At 45.8% G+C, this 17,838-nt stretch carries 15 protein-coding genes; 8 read left to right on the top strand and 7 right to left on the bottom strand.

The window, feature by feature from the left end:
• Positions 1-2: 2 nt before the first annotated feature.
• From LRL21_RS24745 to LRL21_RS24730, 4 genes are all read right to left on the bottom strand, one after another.
• Positions 3-1,109, bottom strand: coding sequence for an ABC transporter substrate-binding protein (locus LRL21_RS24745; protein WP_240418450.1), 1,107 nt, complete (start codon positions 1,107-1,109; stop codon positions 3-5).
• 81 nt (positions 1,110-1,190) lie between these two features.
• Positions 1,191-2,858: an AraC family transcriptional regulator gene (locus LRL21_RS24740; RefSeq protein ID WP_240418449.1), complete on the bottom strand. Its 1,668-nt coding sequence runs from the start codon at positions 2,856-2,858 to the stop codon at positions 1,191-1,193.
• Complete coding sequence (locus LRL21_RS24735; protein WP_420832484.1) at positions 2,828-3,421, bottom strand: nucleotidyltransferase family protein; 594 nt, start codon at positions 3,419-3,421, stop codon at positions 2,828-2,830. Before LRL21_RS24735 ends, LRL21_RS24740 begins: the two co-directional genes overlap by 31 nt.
• A gap of 45 nt (positions 3,422-3,466) precedes the next feature.
• Positions 3,467-3,781 (bottom strand): antibiotic biosynthesis monooxygenase family protein, encoded by a 315-nt coding sequence (locus LRL21_RS24730; RefSeq protein WP_240418448.1) that lies wholly within the window; start codon positions 3,779-3,781, stop codon positions 3,467-3,469.
• Positions 3,782-4,041: 260 nt separating this feature from the next.
• Here LRL21_RS24730 and LRL21_RS24725 point away from each other — a divergent pair, with 260 nt between their 5' ends.
• Complete coding sequence (locus LRL21_RS24725) at positions 4,042-4,299, top strand: GlsB/YeaQ/YmgE family stress response membrane protein (protein ID WP_240418447.1); 258 nt, start codon at positions 4,042-4,044, stop codon at positions 4,297-4,299.
• A gap of 126 nt (positions 4,300-4,425) precedes the next feature.
• Here LRL21_RS24725 and yicI read toward each other — a convergent pair whose 3' ends face one another.
• On the bottom strand, positions 4,426-6,765 hold the full coding sequence (yicI, locus tag LRL21_RS24720; protein ID WP_240418446.1) for an alpha-xylosidase: 2,340 nt from the start codon (positions 6,763-6,765) through the stop codon (positions 4,426-4,428).
• Positions 6,766-6,893: 128 nt separating this feature from the next.
• Here yicI and LRL21_RS24715 point away from each other — a divergent pair, with 128 nt between their 5' ends.
• The 3 genes from LRL21_RS24715 to LRL21_RS24705 all read left to right on the top strand — a co-directional run bounded on the left by LRL21_RS24715 (position 6,894) and on the right by LRL21_RS24705 (position 9,005).
• Positions 6,894-7,784, top strand: coding sequence for an AraC family transcriptional regulator (locus LRL21_RS24715; RefSeq protein ID WP_240418445.1), 891 nt, complete (start codon positions 6,894-6,896; stop codon positions 7,782-7,784).
• 21 nt (positions 7,785-7,805) lie between these two features.
• On the top strand, positions 7,806-8,468 hold the full coding sequence (locus tag LRL21_RS24710; protein WP_240418444.1) for a pentapeptide repeat-containing protein: 663 nt from the start codon (positions 7,806-7,808) through the stop codon (positions 8,466-8,468).
• A 111-nt stretch (positions 8,469-8,579) separates the two neighbouring features.
• Complete coding sequence (locus tag LRL21_RS24705) at positions 8,580-9,005, top strand: NUDIX hydrolase (protein ID WP_240418443.1); 426 nt, start codon at positions 8,580-8,582, stop codon at positions 9,003-9,005.
• 90 nt (positions 9,006-9,095) lie between these two features.
• Here LRL21_RS24705 and LRL21_RS24700 read toward each other — a convergent pair whose 3' ends face one another.
• Positions 9,096-10,595, bottom strand: coding sequence for an IMP dehydrogenase (locus LRL21_RS24700; RefSeq protein WP_240418442.1), 1,500 nt, complete (start codon positions 10,593-10,595; stop codon positions 9,096-9,098).
• Positions 10,596-10,844: 249 nt separating this feature from the next.
• Between LRL21_RS24700 and LRL21_RS24695 the strand changes: the two genes are divergently transcribed.
• The 4 genes from LRL21_RS24695 to LRL21_RS24680 all read left to right on the top strand — a co-directional run bounded on the left by LRL21_RS24695 (position 10,845) and on the right by LRL21_RS24680 (position 17,065).
• Positions 10,845-13,964: a hybrid sensor histidine kinase/response regulator gene (locus LRL21_RS24695; RefSeq protein WP_240418441.1), complete on the top strand. Its 3,120-nt coding sequence runs from the start codon at positions 10,845-10,847 to the stop codon at positions 13,962-13,964.
• 52 nt (positions 13,965-14,016) lie between these two features.
• The gene (locus LRL21_RS24690) at positions 14,017-14,823 is read left to right on the top strand and encodes a DUF2935 domain-containing protein (RefSeq protein WP_338044669.1); all 807 of its coding nucleotides are present in this window, start codon (positions 14,017-14,019) and stop codon (positions 14,821-14,823) included.
• A 165-nt stretch (positions 14,824-14,988) separates the two neighbouring features.
• Positions 14,989-15,564: a TetR/AcrR family transcriptional regulator gene (locus LRL21_RS24685; protein ID WP_240418440.1), complete on the top strand. Its 576-nt coding sequence runs from the start codon at positions 14,989-14,991 to the stop codon at positions 15,562-15,564.
• A gap of 73 nt (positions 15,565-15,637) precedes the next feature.
• A complete protein-coding gene (locus LRL21_RS24680; protein WP_240418439.1) occupies positions 15,638-17,065 on the top strand; it encodes a DHA2 family efflux MFS transporter permease subunit in 1,428 nt (475 codons plus the stop codon).
• Between the two features lie 94 nt (positions 17,066-17,159).
• On the opposite strand, the gene tenA is transcribed toward LRL21_RS24680, so the two are convergent.
• The gene (gene tenA / locus LRL21_RS24675) at positions 17,160-17,831 is read right to left on the bottom strand and encodes a thiaminase II (protein ID WP_240418438.1); all 672 of its coding nucleotides are present in this window, start codon (positions 17,829-17,831) and stop codon (positions 17,160-17,162) included.
• Positions 17,832-17,838: the final 7 nt, after the last annotated feature.

Raw genomic sequence — 17,838 nt, 5'->3', positions numbered from 1 at the left:
TCTTATTTTCCGCCTGCCATGGTTTGTATAGCTTGATCCAGAATCAGCTCGGCAGCGAGTGGCCCGCGTCCTTTGGACCAAAGATCACGGCTAACCTCAAGTGCCTTTTTCTCTTTGACCGCTTTTAAGTTTTTATAGAGTGGGTTGTTGTCCCATTTTTTCGGTTCTCCGTATAGAAACAGGTAGTCCGGGTTGTATTCGTTCAAACGCTCCAAATTCATCTTGGCAATGTCTGTTTTACTTTCGGCAGCAGACAAATCCTTTTTGCCTTCGAACAAATAATTAGTGCCAACTTCGCTCAGCAATGAGCCAATGAAGGAGGTTTTGAGCCATACCGTCGAATCATCCTCGAAGGCACCAACAACGAGCACGCTTGGTTTGTTCGTCAATTTTTCCTTACCGGATTTGATCTTGCCTTCAATGCTTTTCACAACTTTGTCCGCTTGCTCTTTCTTGCCGAGTACATCAGCCAGTGAAGTAAAGTTGGCAAGGATCGACTGGTAGCTGCCATCATCCAACGCGACGGTCGGACCAATCTCCCCCAGTTGTTTTTTTATCATTTCATGACGGTTAGGGCTCGCAATAATAAGATCGGGCTTCGCAGATTTAATGATTTCAAGATTAGGCTGCTTGGCCTGACCGGCATTGGCCACATTTTGCGGACTGAACTTGCCGTTCAAATATTCAGGAAAACCGGAATCGCCAATACCTACAGATGCTACAGGCTTCACATCAAGCGCTGTTACCATATCCACATAGGCAAAATCGAGAACGACTATTTTTTGCGGAACCTCTTTGAATTTGGTTTCTCCCCATACATGCTTGATCGTTTTTTCTGCTGCAGACGGACTCGCTGCCGGACTTGGTGCAGGGTTCGCAGTAGCTGAACTGCCTGCAGGTGCCGCTGCACCCGTTTTCTCTTTATTTGTACCCGCTGCCGGAGTGGACCCACAACCCGACAGAACGAATGCACTCACTAATCCAACCATACTGACAACCAGCATCGACTTTCTTAAAGTAAACAATGTCGTATTCCCCCATATCGATATCATCATGATTAACAAGGCTTCATGCAGATAATGAATATCATTATCAATGAAACTGTGCATGGGCTCGCTATAAAATTATATCCGGGGTGTCGTTAATAATCTATGAACATTTTTGCTCAATAGCTTGGACAATTCTGACATTCAAGGCTTCACAAATAAACGGATGGCTGCATCTATCATCAGCTTATGACTCATCGCCGAGTAATCGATCCACGGATAAAGATCTATCTCCAGGCATTGCCTCCGACGTACAGCAGACAAATTATTCCACGTCCGACTGGCTCGCAGCTTGCGCAGCAGCTTCTGATCGGCTTTATGCGAGGATACCATCAGCAGTATATAGTCAGCGCTTAATTCACTCAGCAGCTCTAACGATATGGTTCGTCTCCATTTGATCTGCCTCACCTCGGCAGGCGCATTTAACTTCAGATCCTGATACAGCACACTGCCAATATTCCGCTCGACTCCATATATTCTCAGCTTGCCGCAGACGATTCTGAGAATGATGACCGTCGATTCCCCTATGACGCTTTTGAGCTTTCGACTCGCCAGCGCTGCCTGACTGTCGTAATTCTGAAGCCATTCCTTCGCTTCCCTCCGCTTACCTACCAGCTCTGCAATTCGATTCAATCTCTCTCGCCAAGGAATGTCCCAATAGGGTATAACCGCTGTTGGTGCAATCTGAATGGCATCTTTGTTGTACTTGGCCCACTGGGAGTCACATACGATGATATCCGGCTGCAGCTGAATCAAAGCATTCTGGCATGCCTTGCCATCTGCAGATATTCGGGGTACATGATTCAGCAGCCCATCAAAAGTAGTTCCACCACTGCTACCTACCCGAACCGATGCGTATGGAGTGATACCCAGTGCGACCAAATCACCATTAAAGGTACACTTCATAACCACAATTTTTTGGCTGTGCAGCTTGATATAATAGGCAGGTGAATAGCCGGTTTCCTTCTTGAATACACGGCTAAAATACGATTCATCATTGTATCCCAAATGCTTGGAAATTTCGGATAGGGAGCTTTGGGAAACCATCAGCAGTTCCTTCGCCCGCTTCATCCGCAGCATAGTCATATACGCGGTTGGACTGATTCCCTTGAGCTTCTTGAATAAGCGGGAGTAGTAGCTGGAGCTAAAGCCTGCAAGACGCGATAAGGCATCGAGCTGAATGGGCAGCATATAATTGTGATTCAGGTACTCTACTGTCCGCTCTATGGCCGTCAGCTGCTGCTCCTCTCCTGTTTCGATTTCTGAAGCAGCCAGATACAACAGTTCCTGTATGAGACAAGTTTGGCGATAGTGTCTGCGGCCATGCTCCAATTCGCTCATACTATGGTGAAGCTGCTCGCACAGAAGGAGCAGCTGTGGTTGGCTCTGTATATAAAATTCACCTTCCAAAGGAAAGGCCCTACCATCCTCCCGATACAGATTCCCCTTTTCTGTTGAACGGATTGGTGATAGATAACTGAATCTGATCCTGTAAATCACCAATAGATCTGCGGAATCGGATGAGGCTTGAACCTTTTTTCCTTTTGCCAAAAACAACAAATGTCCCGGTCCCACACGAGTGGAAATTCCATCTATATCAAAAATTGCAGATCCTCTATGTATAAAAACAACCTGATAAGAAGAAAGGATCTCAGACTGCAGGCTCCATGGCTCGGATCGACGGATGTAATCCACATCGGTGACACGAACAACCAGCTCATTTAATTGGGAAAAGATATCATTCGGTATGATCATCGTGCCCTCCTTTATGTAGTTCTCCATCATAGCCCGATAAAAGTTAGCTTCGGCCATCTGGCTTCCCACTGCTTGCCGCGCACTCTCTTTTGATAATACGCTTGATCCTTGAACAACGGGCTTTGCATCACCCTGCATTCAAACATATCATCCAAACCATGCGGACACACATAGGTTATTCGGTTATCAGCTTCCAAAGTAATCGCAACAGCCGTTGCCGTCTCAGGCCAATAGCTGATTGCGTCCTCGATAGATAGGTAGGGCCTATCTCCGTTCTGAATGTGCATGCGGGCCTGATTTTTGACGGACCAGAGCGGATTTCCTGTTGTCTGTCTTAGCTGCTGCTCCAGCTTTTTCTCGACCTTTTCGTCCAGCTCGTCTTTATTATAATAAATCACATCAATATCATTCAATGGCGTTCGCGTCTGATACCCGTGCAAATAATCCCAAACATAATTACGGACATATCCCGCAGCAATGTACCCATAAGGCAGCTCAAGTGATCGAACGACCGACAAATCATGCATCATTTCAGCGTTATTCGACATTAGTTCAATAAACAGCTCATCATACTTCGGCAACCAGCTTCGCTCCATTCCATTTATGTTCTTCGCATTCATTCAGCTGTACATTCAGCTCTTCATGATCCCCTTCGTTCATCACTGTCAATTCGATTCTTCTTTCAAACCAAGCGGAATATCAATATAATGCTCAACAACTGGAAATGGATCGTAAAAATGATGCAATAAAGCTTTCCATTCCTCGTACTCCGGTGAGGTTCGAAAACCAACCGTATGATCCTTCAGCAGCTCCCATTTGACCTGCAAAATATATTTGTTGTCCACTTCCACACATTTTTGTAATTCATGGCTAATGTAGCCTTTCATCTGGGAGATGATCCGGGATGCTTTTCTAAAATTGCTCTCGAATTCATTGCTCAAACCGGGCTTTACTTGTAAAATAGCAACCTCCAAAATCATCGCAATCCTCTCCCTTTGTTGGATATGCCCGTACCATCCTCTCCAGCCGTAGAGGCAAATACGTACATTCATGATCATAACATATTTGTTGAAAACGTCGCATAAACTACCCACATTTCCAACAAATCAAACTGATTTTGAGTTCCATTCCAGAAAATTTACCTCGCTGCTCATAGTTTCAGACCAAACTGGAAAGGTTAATAAAAAGCAAGCAAGTACTACAGCAAATCAAGCAACATACATTAAAGGAGGATTACACAATGAGCTTCTTATGGTCTTTAATTGTTGGTGGTATTATCGGTTGGTTAGCAGGTCTCATCATGGGGAAAGATATCCCAGGTGGAATCATCGGAAATATTATTGCAGGTTTCGTCGGTGCATGGCTGGGTGGTTTACTGCTCGGAAGCTGGGGACCTGTAATGGGCGGATTTGCTCTATTACCTGCGCTTATCGGCGCAATCGTACTCGTGTTCATTGTTAGCTTGATTATGCGTTCAATGGGCAAGAATCGAACCTAAAACATAAGCGAACCCGTTAGTCATATCATAAGCATTACCGAAGCAAACAGCGCCGTTAGTCAGGAATCCATTTCCTGGTTAACGGCGCTGCTGCTTTCCATACGCAATACCTATTCAATAAAGTGCTTATTTATGCATAAGCTCTATAGTAACGGCTGACGAGGTGTCTGCTGCCGGAGTCAAATGAATGCCTTGCTCTGTAGCTTCCCATTCCGCGCCGAACACACTTTCAACCTCTGTAATTCCTCTTAGAATGAGACTCCAGGGTTTGGTACCAAGATGAGTACCATCTGCCTGAACATGAATCGTTGAGCCCGTTCGCTCAGCCTTAACGGTCAGCTCCAGTTCACCGTTCGTGCTGTAAATGGCTGCTTCTGCCGCACTCTGATCCTGCAGCTCAAAAGCATGTACAACAACATGATCAGCATAATCATAATCCGGACGCAATTGATTACTGCCAACGGCAATCATACGGTTCGGTCTGACCCACAAAGGCAAGCTAAAATAATCATGACGCTCGGTTATCCAGCAGCCGCCTTCTTTTCTCTCTCCAGTCCAATAATTCGTCCAGATTCCTAGCGGTAAATAATAGGAAGCTTCTCCTATTTCACTAAAGATCGGTGCGACCAGCAACGATTCACCTAACATATATTGCAGATCAAGCGGATGCGTTGCCCGGTCCTCGGGGAATTCTAGCACCATTGCACGCATTACGGGTAAGCCTCGAACTGTTGCTTCCACTGAAGCACTGTACAAATACGGCATTAAGCTGCATTTGAGCTGGGTAAAATGACGCAGCACATCCACCGCTTCATCCCCGAATAGCCAGGGCACCCGGTACGATTCATTACCGTGCAAACGACTGTGTGAAGATAGCAGTCCAAAGGCGACCCAGCGCTTGTACACATCAGGTGGAGCCGTTTTTTCAAAGCCGCTAATATCATGACTCCAAAAACCGAAACCGCACAGCCCAAGAGACAGACCACCGCGCAGTGTCTCCGCCATCGAAGCATAATTGGCAGAGCAATCACCGCCCCAATGAACCGGGAACTGCTGACCGCCAGCTGTCGCCGAACGGGCAAATACCGCGGCTTCATGCTTGCCCAATGTTTGCTCCAGCAGTTCGAAAGTCGCTTTATTATAAAGCTGCGTATAATAGTTGTGCATTTTCATCGGATCCGAGCCGTCATAATAAACGACATCCGTTGGAATCCGCTCACCGAAATCGGTTTTGAAGCTGTCCACGCCCATATCGACGAGCCGTTTCAGCTTACCCTGATACCATTTGACCGCAGCCGGATTGGTGAAATCGACAAGCCCCATGCCCGCCTGCCACTTATCCCACTGCCAGACATCGCCTTCCTTGGTCTTCACCAGATAACCTTGCTCCATCCCTTCATCGAACAGGGCCGACTTTTGCGCGATATACGGATTAATCCAAGCACAGATTTTCAAACCCTTGCTCTTCAGCCGCTTCAGCATGCCCTCTGGATCAGGAAATACGTCCTTATCCCACTCAAAATCGCACCATTGGTATTCCTTCATCCAGAAGCAGTCAAAATGGAACACGTGCAAGGGCACCTCACGCTCGATCATCCCATCGATAAAATGATTGACCGTCTCCTCATCATAGCTGGTCGTGAAAGAAGTCGTCAGCCAGAGCCCAAACGTCCACGCTGGCGGTAATGCAGGTTTGCCCGTCAAGGTCGTATAGTTATTCAGCACATCCTTGAGTGTATCGCCCCCAATAATAAAATAGTCAAGCGATTCTCCCTCGACACTGAACTGCACCTTCGATACATTTTCCGATGCAACCTCGAACGATACCTTTTCGGGATGGTTCACGAATACGCCATAGCCGCGGTTGGACAAATAGAAGGGGATATTTTTATAAGCCTGCTCGCTGCTAGTACCTCCATCCTCGTTCCAGATATCAACCGTCTGGCCATTTTTCACAAATGGAGTGAACCTTTCGCCCAAGCCATAAATATATTCACCGATGCCCAGATCAAGCTGCTCTCGTATATATGCGCGGTTCTCCAGCGTCCGCATATAAGCGGATGTGCGGTTCCCATTTCCTGTAAGACGTTTCCCGTCATAATGGTAATCGATTTTCCAAGTATCGGTTCTGGAAATATCCACCTTGAGCTTGCCGCTGGTCAGACTTGCCCCCTGTTCGTTATTCACAAGCTGAACATGCGTTTCCCCGGTATTGAGCTCAAACGCTGGCCCTTTCACTGCCTTGCCTTTATGGTGCACGAGCTGAATACGAATAACATCAGGGATCGGTGAGCTGTAACGCAGCGTCAATAACGGACTATTCAGAGTGTCCCCCTTGCGCTGAACCTTTTTATCCGCTGCATATACCGTAATGGATTCTGCATCTGTACGAATATCACGCACCTCTACCGCATAATGCGCTTCTACGCCTTCTCTGATTTGCCAATAACCATCCGTAAACTTCATTATTGTCCCCTCCAGACATGAATTATTCGAGCTTCCTATACTTCTATAATATTGATATGATTGAAGGAATTCTTCTACTATTATGACGAATACTAACAGTATCCTGATATTCAATGGAGGTCGCCGAGATGAACCGAGATACCTTGAAAGAAAATCGGATTCACGGACACCCCATGTATCCCGTCAGTGTCTATAAGCTCCAATACGCAGCTGGAGAGCCGATTCTGGATTGCCATTGGCATGAGGAATTAGAGTTCCTTATCGTGACCTCCGGCCGAGCGCTCTTTCAGGTAGGAACCGAGATGATGGAGGTGAGCTCAGGGCAAGCACTGTTCATCCCGAGTGGCGAGATTCATGCCGGATTTCCGATAGAAGGGGGTCCTTGCAGCTTTGATGCTTTTGTGTTCCACAGCGATTTTGTAGCCAGCTCCACCTATGATTCCATTCAAGAGAATTTTATCGCTCCCCTGCTTAATCGTCAGTATATGCTACCGATTCATTTGAAAGGCGAGCTGGATTGGGAAAAGCGCGTGTTGACTCTGCTACAGGAAATGATCCGTTCCAATGTGGAGGTCGAGTCCTTACGCGAACTGACGACCAAGGCGCGGCTGTATCTTATTGTTACCGAGCTGTTCTCCCATGCTGCCGAGCGGTCTCAGGGTACAGAAGCCTACATGAACCGCGAGAAAACGGAGCGCTTAAAAACCGTGCTCCATTACATCCACGAGCATTATCAGGAGCCGATCCGGCTCAAGGAATTAGCTGTTCAAGCCAATATGAGTGAAGGACACTTCTGCCGATTTTTCCGTGAAATGATGCGTACAAGTGCTATTGATTACGTCAATCGTTATCGAATCCGGCAAGCAGCCTTTCAGTTGGAGCAGAGTGACCACCAAATAGCCGCTATCGCCCTTGATACAGGCTTTGATAATATCAGTTATTTTGTTCGTGTATTTAAACAGCATATCGGTCATACCCCATCCCACTACCGCAAAATCAGACAAGCCGAGCTGCGATAATATGATACCTAAGGAGATCCTATGAATAAACCTGCGAACAAAAAAAAGCCACCTGCAGCACTCGAGGCACCCAAGCTGCCGGCTCATCTGCCAGAGCTTACACTGGTTAATATGCAATCCCATGATAATATCGAACTTGGCAGGGTCCAGGATAGCTTTATCGATAATTGCACTGCTCACAAAGTGTCCTTTGATAAAATGATTTTGACTAACGTCGCTTTCACCGAGACGGCATTGACCGAACTTGAGCTTACTGATGTTGTTTTTGAACGCTGTGATCTATCCAATGTCAATTTCCAGAAAGCAACCATCCATAGGACAGAGTTTAGGAACTGTAAGCTTATCGGCCTGGATTTGACTGGGGCTACGCTTCGAAATATTCGCTTCCATCAATGTCTCGGTGATTATGCAACGTTTCGTTTTGCCAACTTCAAGCAGGTGCTGTTCGAGGACTGCTCCTTACGCAGTGCGGATTTTTACACTTCCACCTTGCTCAAGACACTGTTTCAGAGCTGCCTTATCGATCTCGCACAATATTCCGGTACCAAGCTTGACGGCATCGATCTCAGCAATTGTCAATTCAGCTCTTTAGGCGTAGGCATCGAGGATTTACCGGGCTGTATCATTTCCCGTGAGCAAGCGGCCGTATTTGCCAATCTGATGGGGCTGGTTGTAAAAGATTAAACTTGCCAGAATGACCAAATAAGAACACGCGTTTGCATTCCATAGTTTTTGTGGTAATATATGTATCAAACAATTGAATTCGTACAGGTGGTGCTTGGGTGAAAAGAGTCAATGTCAGCTTTAATCTACAATGATCAGGGTCAACTGTTGGTTGTTAACAATGTCAAAGGGAACTCTTCCTATTGGTCTCCTCCCGGTGGCGAGGTTGAACAAGGGGAAACCTTGGAGCAAGCGGTAATACGTGAGGTCAAGGAGGAAACCGGATATGACATTGGCATTACAGGCTTAAGCTCGGTCAGAGAAATTGTGTTCACAGATGCAGGAAGCCATGTCCTGATCTTCACCTTCTTTGCCGATATTACAGGTGGGGACATGCTTATTCAGGATCCTGACGATGACATCACTGAGGTGCGTTGGGTTGACCTCCAGACGGCCAGACAACTCATGCCAGCATTATTTGAAGATTTACACATTGATGCTGCTTACCCATCCCCGGCTTTTTATGCTTTCGAAGGAACACGCTTACGCGGAATATAAAGCATTGATCGTTTTATTTGCAATTATTAATATAATAAAAAGGACGTGCTCCGCTGCACTAGCAGAAGACACGTCCTGGTATGAAATTATTTATTCTCCGGATAAGCCGCTTTCCTTCAGTATCACATCATGCGCTCCGCCTTCAACAAGGCTGGTCGCCGATACAACCGTTATTCTGGCTTCCCGCTGCAGCTCGGCAATCGACTTGGAGCCGCAATTACACATGGTCGATTTGATTTTGCTGGTTGTTTTCTCCAGGTTTTCCTGCAGACTGCCCGCATACGGTACGTACGAGTCTACACCCTCTTCAAACATCAGGCCGCTCTTGCCGCCAGAATCATACCGTTCCCAGTTGCGTGCCCGATTGGAGCCTTCGCCCCAGAATTCCTTAACGAAATTGTTGTTCACTTTCAGCTTGCGAGTTGGGCTCTCGTCGAATCTCGCAAAATACCGGCCCATCATGACAAAATCCGCGCCCATTGCCAAAGCTAAGGTAATATGGTAATCGTGGACAATTCCGCCATCCGAGCAAATCGGGATATAAATACCGGTTTCTTCATAATACTGGTTCCGCGCTTCAGTAACCTCAATCAAAGCTGATGCCTGACCGCGCCCGATTCCTTTTTGTTCCCGAGTAATACAGATTGATCCGCCGCCAATTCCGATCTTCACGAAGTCGGCGCCCGACTCTACCAGATAGAGGAAGCCTTCGCGATCAACAACATTGCCGGCTCCGATTTTCACATCGAAGTTGGCTTTCACATATTGAATCGTATCCCGCTGCCATTCGCTGTATCCATCGGAGGAATCAATGACCAATACGTCGGCTCCAGCATCGACAAGCGCCGGAACTCTTTCCTTGTAATCCCTAGTGTTAATGCCCGCACCTACAATGTAGCTTTTATTGGCATCCAATAGCTCATTCGGATGATCTTTATGCGCCTCATAGTCTTTGCGGAAAACCAAATATTCCAGACGCTGGTCATCGCCAATAATCGGCAAACAGTTGATTTTATGCTCCCAGATCAGATCATTCGCTTCCGACAGCGTAATACCCAGCTTGCCATAAATTAATGAAGAAAAGGGCGTCATGAATTGGCTGATCGGTTTATCCAGGGAGTCACGGCTAATCCGGTAGTCACTGCCCTTCACAATACCCAGCAGCCTGCCCTTTGCAGTTCCATCATCAGTAACAGCCAAAGTCGAATGGCCCGTTTTTTCTTTTAAATCGAGCACATCCGCCAGCGTATGCTCGGGTGTCAGGTTCGAACGGCTAACGACAAAGCCAGCCTTATAGCCTTTGACTTTACGCACCATTTCCGCTTCTTCTTCAATCGGCTGAGATCCAAAAATGAACGAAATACCGCCGCTCCGGGCCAATGCAACCGCCATATGATGATCCGATACTGCCTGCATGACTGCTGATGAAAACGGGATATTCAGCGAGATTGCCGGTTTCTCCCCCTTTTTGAATTTGACGAGAGGGGTTTGTAAGCTTACATTTGCAGGGGTACAATCCTTGGTCGACAAGTTCGGTATGAGTAGATACTCGGTAAACGTTCGCGAAGGCTCCGTGTAGTACTTAGCCACTTTTTCTCACTCCTCTTTTAAGTTTAGGTCACATATTTTCAGATAAATTTTTACAATCTTATCATTCAACCTACGGTGAGTCAACCTATTTTTTTTATTGGATACGATTGGCATTCTGCCAGCCCTTGTAACCCTCCGCATACGCTCCATCCTGTGTAGGAATCAAGCAGAGAACTAGGGCAGGTAAAAATTTACAGGAGGATTATGCCAGGAAGGATTTATAAGACCCGTGTCGAAATATTTATTACTATGTCAAAAACAAAAATCCTCATCCTTATAGGTATCTTCCTGATTGTAGTAACCGGGTTACGCTTAACTTGGTTTGTTTACCATATGACCCCCGAGCATCCTCAAGTGACAGCAGGGGTGCTGGACTTACGAGATTGGGATCTGCCATCCGAGCATACTATTTCATTAAACGGTCAGTGGGAATTTTATCCGAATTCGCTTTTACATCCAAATACCATACAAACGCATTCTTCCACTAAGGAAAAAAGCTTTATTCAAGTACCATCCAACTGGGATAGCTATCCTCAGCTTGATTCTGAGGCTGCATTCAACGTCGGGACTTATAGACTGCGAATTTTGACTAATCATACGATGGATCAGTCCTATGGCATACGAATCCCCAAAATCCAAACAGCTTCTCAGCTGTTCGTGAACGCTCGGCTGCTCGGAGGCGCTGGTCTTCCTGCAGAAAGCCCGGATGCGTATATGGCTGTTGACATCCCTTACTCCGTATTTTTCACACCGGATACGCCTGAGATCGAGGTGGTTATTCAGGTATCCAATGCCAGCCGCTTTGGTCCCGGAGGCATCATTCAGCCTATTCGATTTGGATTCCAGCCTGCCATCAACCATGAAACCTTATTTACGATGAGCATGCAGCTCCTGCTGTGTGTCGTTCTATTACTGCACGCGGTATATGCCATCTTGTTGTATTTTATAGGCACTCGTCAAAAGGCATTGATCTACTTTGCTCTATTAAACCTGTTTACGATCCTTAGTGTTGTTGTCGATGACGACCGATTGCTGCTGATCTGGATGCCCATTCAACAGGATTGGTCTTTAAAAGTTTTTTTTATAGCTTATATTGGTCTGACTGCATTCTTCGTGCAATTTATGAAGCATTTGTTTCCTGATTATACGAAAATGAAAGTTTTTGTCTGGTTTCCCTATTTTTGCAGTCTTTACAGCTTATTTATTGTTTGCGCTAATACCGAAGCTATCATTAAGACGTGGTTTTTGCTCGCCGTTATTTTATTACTCTCTAATCTGATTATTCCAGGAATTCTGCTTCGAGCAGTAATCAACGGGGACATGGATGCCATCTTTTTACTGTTGGGGTCTGTAAGCATCATTACCAATATCGTATGGGGAATTACCCGTAATGCCGGTTCGATCGAGATGACCTACTATCCCTTCGATCTGATTATTAACTTCCTCGGGTTTGCGATTTACTGGTTCAAACGGTCTTTCCGGAATTCTATTGAAATTGTGAAGCTTGCGGACAAGCTCAAAAAAGTCGACAAGCTGAAGGATGATTTTCTGGCGAATACGTCACATGAATTACGCAACCCGCTTCATGGCATCATTAATATCGCCCAAACGGTTCTGGATAGCGATGGAAAAGCTATGAATGACACGAATACGCGAAATATGGAGCTGCTGATCCATGTAGGTCGTCGTATGACCTTCCTGCTGAACGATCTGCTGGATTTGAATCGGCTTGAGGAGAACAAGATTCATCTGCAGCGAACCCGAATTGACCTGCATTCCGTGGCCTCAGGTGTTGTCGACATGCTGCAATTTATGACCGAGGGTAAGCCGATTCAGCTCATTCTGAATATCCCGGAGCCATTCCCGAGTGTCTATGCCGACGAGAATCGGCTTGTCCAAATTTTATTTAATCTGATTCACAATGCTATCAAATATACAAACGAAGGTTATGTCACCATTACCGCTCAAGTTGAGGCTGGAATGGCCAGCATTCATATTGCCGATACAGGAACGGGTATGGATGAAGAGGTGCGGCTGCGGATCTTTCAGCGATATGAGCAAGGTGATTCCAGTATCACAGCTGTAGGCGGCGGTCTCGGACTTGGACTCAATATTTGCAAGCAGCTGGTAGAATTACACGGAGGTAATATCCACGTCAGCGCGACATCATCCCAAGGCTCTGTATTCACCTTTACCCTGCCGCTATTCAATCCCGCAGAGAAACAGGAAGCGAATCAAAGGGAACCCCATGCCTCCAGCTCCATCTATGGGTCTTTAGAAGTTATTTCAGAATCAGCCGCAGCCGTATCAAGCGAAGTGTCAGAGCATTTTTCTGAACCGATAGCTGTGAGCAGCGGCAGCAAGCAACGCATCCTGGCTGTGGACGATGATCCACTTAACCTGAAAATTCTTCAGAGTATGCTGGAAATCGAAAATTACGATATCGTCACGGTAACTAATGGCAAGGAAGCGATAGCACGTGTTATAAGGGAGCATTGGGATCTGGTCATCACCGACATTATGATGCCGCACATGTCTGGCTATGAATTGTCGCGTCTCATTCGTGAGCGCTTCTCCTTATCAGAGCTGCCGATTCTGCTATTGACCGCACGCAGCCGTTCAGAGGATATTTATACCGGCTTCCTTGCAGGGGCCAACGATTATGTAATTAAACCGATGGATGCGCTGGAATTAAAATCCCGAGTGCGTGCCCTGACGGATTTAAAAAAATCGATAGGTGAACAGCTTCGGATGGAAGCTGCATGGCTGCACGCCCAAATCAAGCCGCATTTTTTGTTCAACACGTTAAATTCGATTTCTGCTCTTGGTGATCTGGACATAGAAAGAATGAGGCTTCTCCTTGAGGTATTTGGCACTTATATGCGATCCAGCTTCAGCCTGCAAAACCTGGAGCCGGAGGTTACCCTGGATAACGAGATTGAGCTTGTCCGTTCCTATTTATATATAGAAAAGGAAAGGTTCGATGAACGGCTGCAGGTTGTCTGGGAAATTCAACAACACCTTCACGCCAAGCTGCCTCCATTGTCCATCCAGACGCTGGTAGAAAATGCGTTAAATCACGGTGTTCTCAAACGCGCTAATGGAGGAACCGTACAGATTCGGATTCGCCCTATCGCAGACTATATTGAAATATCGATCATAGATAATGGTGTCGGTATGGATGAGCAGAAGCTGAAGGGATTACTTGACGGCCACCACGACAAAAAGAGCGGTATTGGTCTGTTCAACACAGATCAGCGCTTGAAGCAGCTTTATGGTGCAGGACTTCAGATTCAAAGCAAAGTTGACCAAGGCACAACGGTTAGCTTCATCATTCCCAACATTTCATTTCGTTCAAATAATGTATAATCATGAATGCCTCGCATATGGTATTACAAATATACCTTGGGAGGTTATTCATGTGCCGGATGCTTTTGTCGTACGTTCTATTGATGAAATTCGCTTTTGGTCCCGCATCATGAAAGAACATTCATTTTTCTTGCGACTGGGCTTTCGCTGCGAGGATACTCAGCTCATTAATGAAGCGAATTACTTTTACAAATTGTTTGAAGGCATTGAACACAAATCGCATGCTTTCGGTTTGGATACGGATCCTTCCTCTATACGACAATTCAACACGGAAGTACATACAGCAGTCTCACATATATGGGTGTTCAAAAGAAAAATATTAGGGCTGATATTGACCTGTCAGCTTCCCGGGCAAAACAACTTCCCCCTATTGGTCGATCATGTTAGTCGGGAAGCGAATTATTTTCGAAATCGTCTGGAAGAACTGAACCAAGGCAAGCTGGAGCCGCTGCAGGATGCGATTCTTGATGAAAATGTGTTTTTCCTGAAAATCATGGCAGACCACGCCAAATTCATAGGGCATCTTCTTGATCCATCCGAACGTAAGCTGGTAGATCAGGCACGCGAGTTCAGCCAGGATTTTGATCAATTGCTGTTCCAGGCCCAGGATTTGAGCTCTATGCGTCCGCAATCGCAAACACAGCCTCTATTAAACCAATTTCTGGATCAGAATCGGGTCTCCGTGAAATCGTTACGCGATTTTAAACAAACGGCGAGAGATTTAATCTATGCATGTAAAATTAAAAGTATCATCCACCCCTTATTGGCAGATCACGTTTTCCGGGAAGCGGAGCGGTTTTTGGAAATTATCGATATGTTTGATGCGGTTTTGACCGCCTCAAGCAAGAAAAGGGAATGACTTCAAGATTAGACTGCATCATAAGGGCATGTTCAGCAGCGATCACTTTACGGTATTGTACCGGGAGTGGTCGCCTTGTTGTGTGAAGGAAAGTTGACAAATCCGGGATATACCCCTATTCTACTAATAGACCGGTTGTTATAATTTCAGGAAGGTGATTCAGCTATGGCAGACAAAAAAAATTCCAGAGACATTCTGATTGAAGTCGCTTCCCGGCTTTTTCGAATACATGGCTACTATGGTGTAGGACTTAATGACATTATTGAGGAAAGTGGTATCCCTAAGGGGTCACTGTACCATTATTTTCCCAAAGGCAAGGAAGAATTAGCTATAGCGGCGATTCATTATACGAAAGAGATCGTTATTGGCGAAATTCAAGAGGTATTTACAAGCATTGAAGATCCTGTGCAAGCGATTCAGACTCATATTTACCAATTGTCCGAGGGAATTTTTGATAAAACAAATGCATTTCCCGGCTTGTCGATCGGAACGATAGCAGGTGAAAAGCATTCGACGAGTGAGCCTATACGAATTGCCTGTCATGCTGCTTTTGAGGAGTGGCAATCTATGTACACTAAGAAACTATTAGGAGCAGGCTACAGCGATAAGCAGTCCAAGGATTTAAGTATTGTCATCAACGCTTTAATAGAAGGCGGAATTGTTTATTCATTAACTGCCACAAACGGAGCTCCGCTCCGGGCCATTGCTGAACAGATCCCGTTATTATTATCTATAAAATAATTTCATACCGCATACAACTTCAGAAAATAGTATCAACACAGGTCAATCAAAGCTTTTATTGGAGGAATATCGCATGTCAACACTTGCATCACCGCAGCAGCAAGTCATTAGAACAACCCCTATTTTAATTTCCTTTTTAATTGCAGGGTTCATTGGATTATTTAGTGAGACAGCTTTAAATATGGCACTTGGTGATTTAATCAACGTATTTCAGGTTAGCTCTTCCACGGTACAATGGCTGACAACAGGTTATTTGCTAACCTTGGGGATTCTGGTTCCCGTTTCTGGCCTCTTGCTTCAATGGTTCAGTACTCGTCAATTATTTACAGCGTCATTGGTCTTCTCCATTATCGGAACGCTCGTCGCGGCAGTAGCACCAGGCTTCGGCATGCTCATGCTAGCCCGTGTTATACAAGCCATCGGCACCGGTTTATTGTTACCTCTTATGTTCAATACAATCTTATTGATCTTTCCGATTCATAAAAGAGGAGCGACCATGGGGCTGATGGGATTAGTCATCATGTTTGCGCCCGCTATTGGTCCATCGGTTTCCGGTTTAATTATCGAGAATTTGAATTGGCATTGGATCTTCTGGGTTTCGTTACCGTTTCTTGTCATCGCGTTATTATCTGGCATTACCTACATGCAAAATGTCTCGACCATCACCAAGCCCAAAATTGATGTCCCTTCGATTATTTTATCGACCATAGGCTTTGGCGGCATTGTGTACGGCTTCAGCAGTGCAGGTGAAAGTGGTTGGGGCAGCAGTATCGTGATTTCAACTATCGTTGTAGGTTTGGCCGCACTACTCTTGTTTTCGTTGAGACAGCTTAAAATGAGCAAGCCGATGATAGATTTACGCGTATTTAAATATCCCATGTTTACTTTAGGTTTATTAGCTGTATTTATCACTTTTATGATCATTCTGTCTTCTATGATTCTGCTACCCTTATACTTGCAAACGGGGCTGGCATTAGCGGCATTCTCAGCAGGGCTTGTGCTGTTGCCAGGAGGCGTATTGAATGGTTTGATGTCGCCATTAACAGGTCGTATTTTTGACAAATATGGACCTCGGGGACTGGTTGTTCCTGGATTTACTATCATGATTGTCATGTTATGGATACTTTCCACTGTCAACACTGAAACTTCTATACTAACGGTGGTCTTGCTGCATTCCTTTCTTTTTATCGGTGTGTCCATGGTGATGATGCCTGCCCAGACCAATGGTCTGAATCAATTACCCAAAGATCTGTATCCCGATGGGACTGCTACAATGAATACACTGCAGCAGGTGTCGGGAGCTATCGGTACGGCTGTTGCCATTACCATTATGTCAGCCTCCCAAAGCAGTTATATGAAACATGTGACAAATCCAGCTGACCCAGCAGCAATTAGCGCCGCATTAACTGCGGGCGTTCAAGATTCCTTCATTTTCGGTCTCATTCTTGCCATCGTGGGTATGGTCATATCTCTCTTTATTAAATCTTCTCGTGTAAAATAAGAACGCCAAACAAGCCAGAGAGCGAGTATATTCATCCTCTTCTGGCTTGTTTTTCTATATGGGTCAGCAAATTGCAGTCCATTATTTCATTATTTTAACGAGTTGGCCATGTTTCCTGATTATAAGCCATATCCCAGAACAGCGTTTCATAGCGGGTCGTGTTCAAGAAAATCGTTTCCAGCCGGTCCAGCTCTGCCTGCGGCTTACCCTCTGTCAATTGATCGAACAGATCCAGGCACCAGCGAGCCAAATCGCCAAATTCCTCCGAGCTGTACATCCGCACCCATTCTCCATACCATTCATGCTCGGACGCTCCTGGTATTTGATTCAGCTCCACCCCAATCTCCCAATAGCTCCACATACATGGAAGCAGTGCCGCAACCAGATCAGCCAAAGACCCATTGTGTGCAGCGTTAAGCATATAGTGTGTGTAAGCCAGCGTGATGGGAGAGGGTTCGGCCTGCTCCAACTCCTCTAGCGAAATCCCAAAACGAGCTGCGTAGTCGCGATGCAGAGACATCTCCTCATTCATCGTGGAGTTCAGCAGTGCAGCAAACTTGCCCATCGTCCCGATATCATTCGCTTTTACAGCGCCCAGAGCAAACAGCTTCGCATAATCGATTAAATACAAATAGTCCTGAACCATATAGAAGCGAAACTTTTCGATGGGGAGCGTTCCCTGCCCCAGCTCCTGTACAAAAGGGTGAGTATGGTTTTGCCTCCAGACACGCTGGAGCTTTTCATGTAAGTAAGTTGAAAATGACATAGATGAC

It is taken from the genome of Paenibacillus periandrae (assembly GCF_022458865.1).
GTDB lineage: Bacteria > Bacillota > Bacilli > Paenibacillales > NBRC-103111 > Paenibacillus_S > Paenibacillus_S periandrae.
The sequence above is the reverse complement of the archived record's forward strand: the minus strand, read 5'-3'. Positions and strand labels throughout refer to the sequence as shown.

What these genes read in the sequence shown, in the direction of transcription:
- LRL21_RS24745 (WP_240418450.1), bottom strand. Translation starts at nt 1,109, where the DNA reads ATGCACAGTTTCATTGATAATGATATTCATTATCTGCATGAAGCCTTG.
- LRL21_RS24740 (WP_240418449.1), bottom strand. Translation starts at nt 2,858, where the DNA reads ATGGCCGAAGCTAACTTTTATCGGGCTATGATGGAGAACTACATAAAG.
- LRL21_RS24735 (WP_420832484.1), bottom strand. Translation starts at nt 3,421, where the DNA reads ATGAATGCGAAGAACATAAATGGAATGGAGCGAAGCTGGTTGCCGAAG.
- LRL21_RS24730 (WP_240418448.1), bottom strand. Translation starts at nt 3,781, where the DNA reads ATGATTTTGGAGGTTGCTATTTTACAAGTAAAGCCCGGTTTGAGCAAT.
- LRL21_RS24725 (WP_240418447.1), top strand. Translation starts at nt 4,042, where the DNA reads ATGAGCTTCTTATGGTCTTTAATTGTTGGTGGTATTATCGGTTGGTTA.
- yicI (WP_240418446.1), bottom strand. Translation starts at nt 6,765, where the DNA reads ATGAAGTTTACGGATGGTTATTGGCAAATCAGAGAAGGCGTAGAAGCG.
- LRL21_RS24715 (WP_240418445.1), top strand. Translation starts at nt 6,894, where the DNA reads ATGAACCGAGATACCTTGAAAGAAAATCGGATTCACGGACACCCCATG.
- LRL21_RS24710 (WP_240418444.1), top strand. Translation starts at nt 7,806, where the DNA reads ATGAATAAACCTGCGAACAAAAAAAAGCCACCTGCAGCACTCGAGGCA.
- LRL21_RS24705 (WP_240418443.1), top strand. Translation starts at nt 8,580, where the DNA reads ATGTCAGCTTTAATCTACAATGATCAGGGTCAACTGTTGGTTGTTAAC.
- LRL21_RS24695 (WP_240418441.1), top strand. Translation starts at nt 10,845, where the DNA reads ATGTCAAAAACAAAAATCCTCATCCTTATAGGTATCTTCCTGATTGTA.
- LRL21_RS24685 (WP_240418440.1), top strand. Translation starts at nt 14,989, where the DNA reads ATGGCAGACAAAAAAAATTCCAGAGACATTCTGATTGAAGTCGCTTCC.
- LRL21_RS24680 (WP_240418439.1), top strand. Translation starts at nt 15,638, where the DNA reads ATGTCAACACTTGCATCACCGCAGCAGCAAGTCATTAGAACAACCCCT.
- tenA (WP_240418438.1), bottom strand. Translation starts at nt 17,831, where the DNA reads ATGTCATTTTCAACTTACTTACATGAAAAGCTCCAGCGTGTCTGGAGG.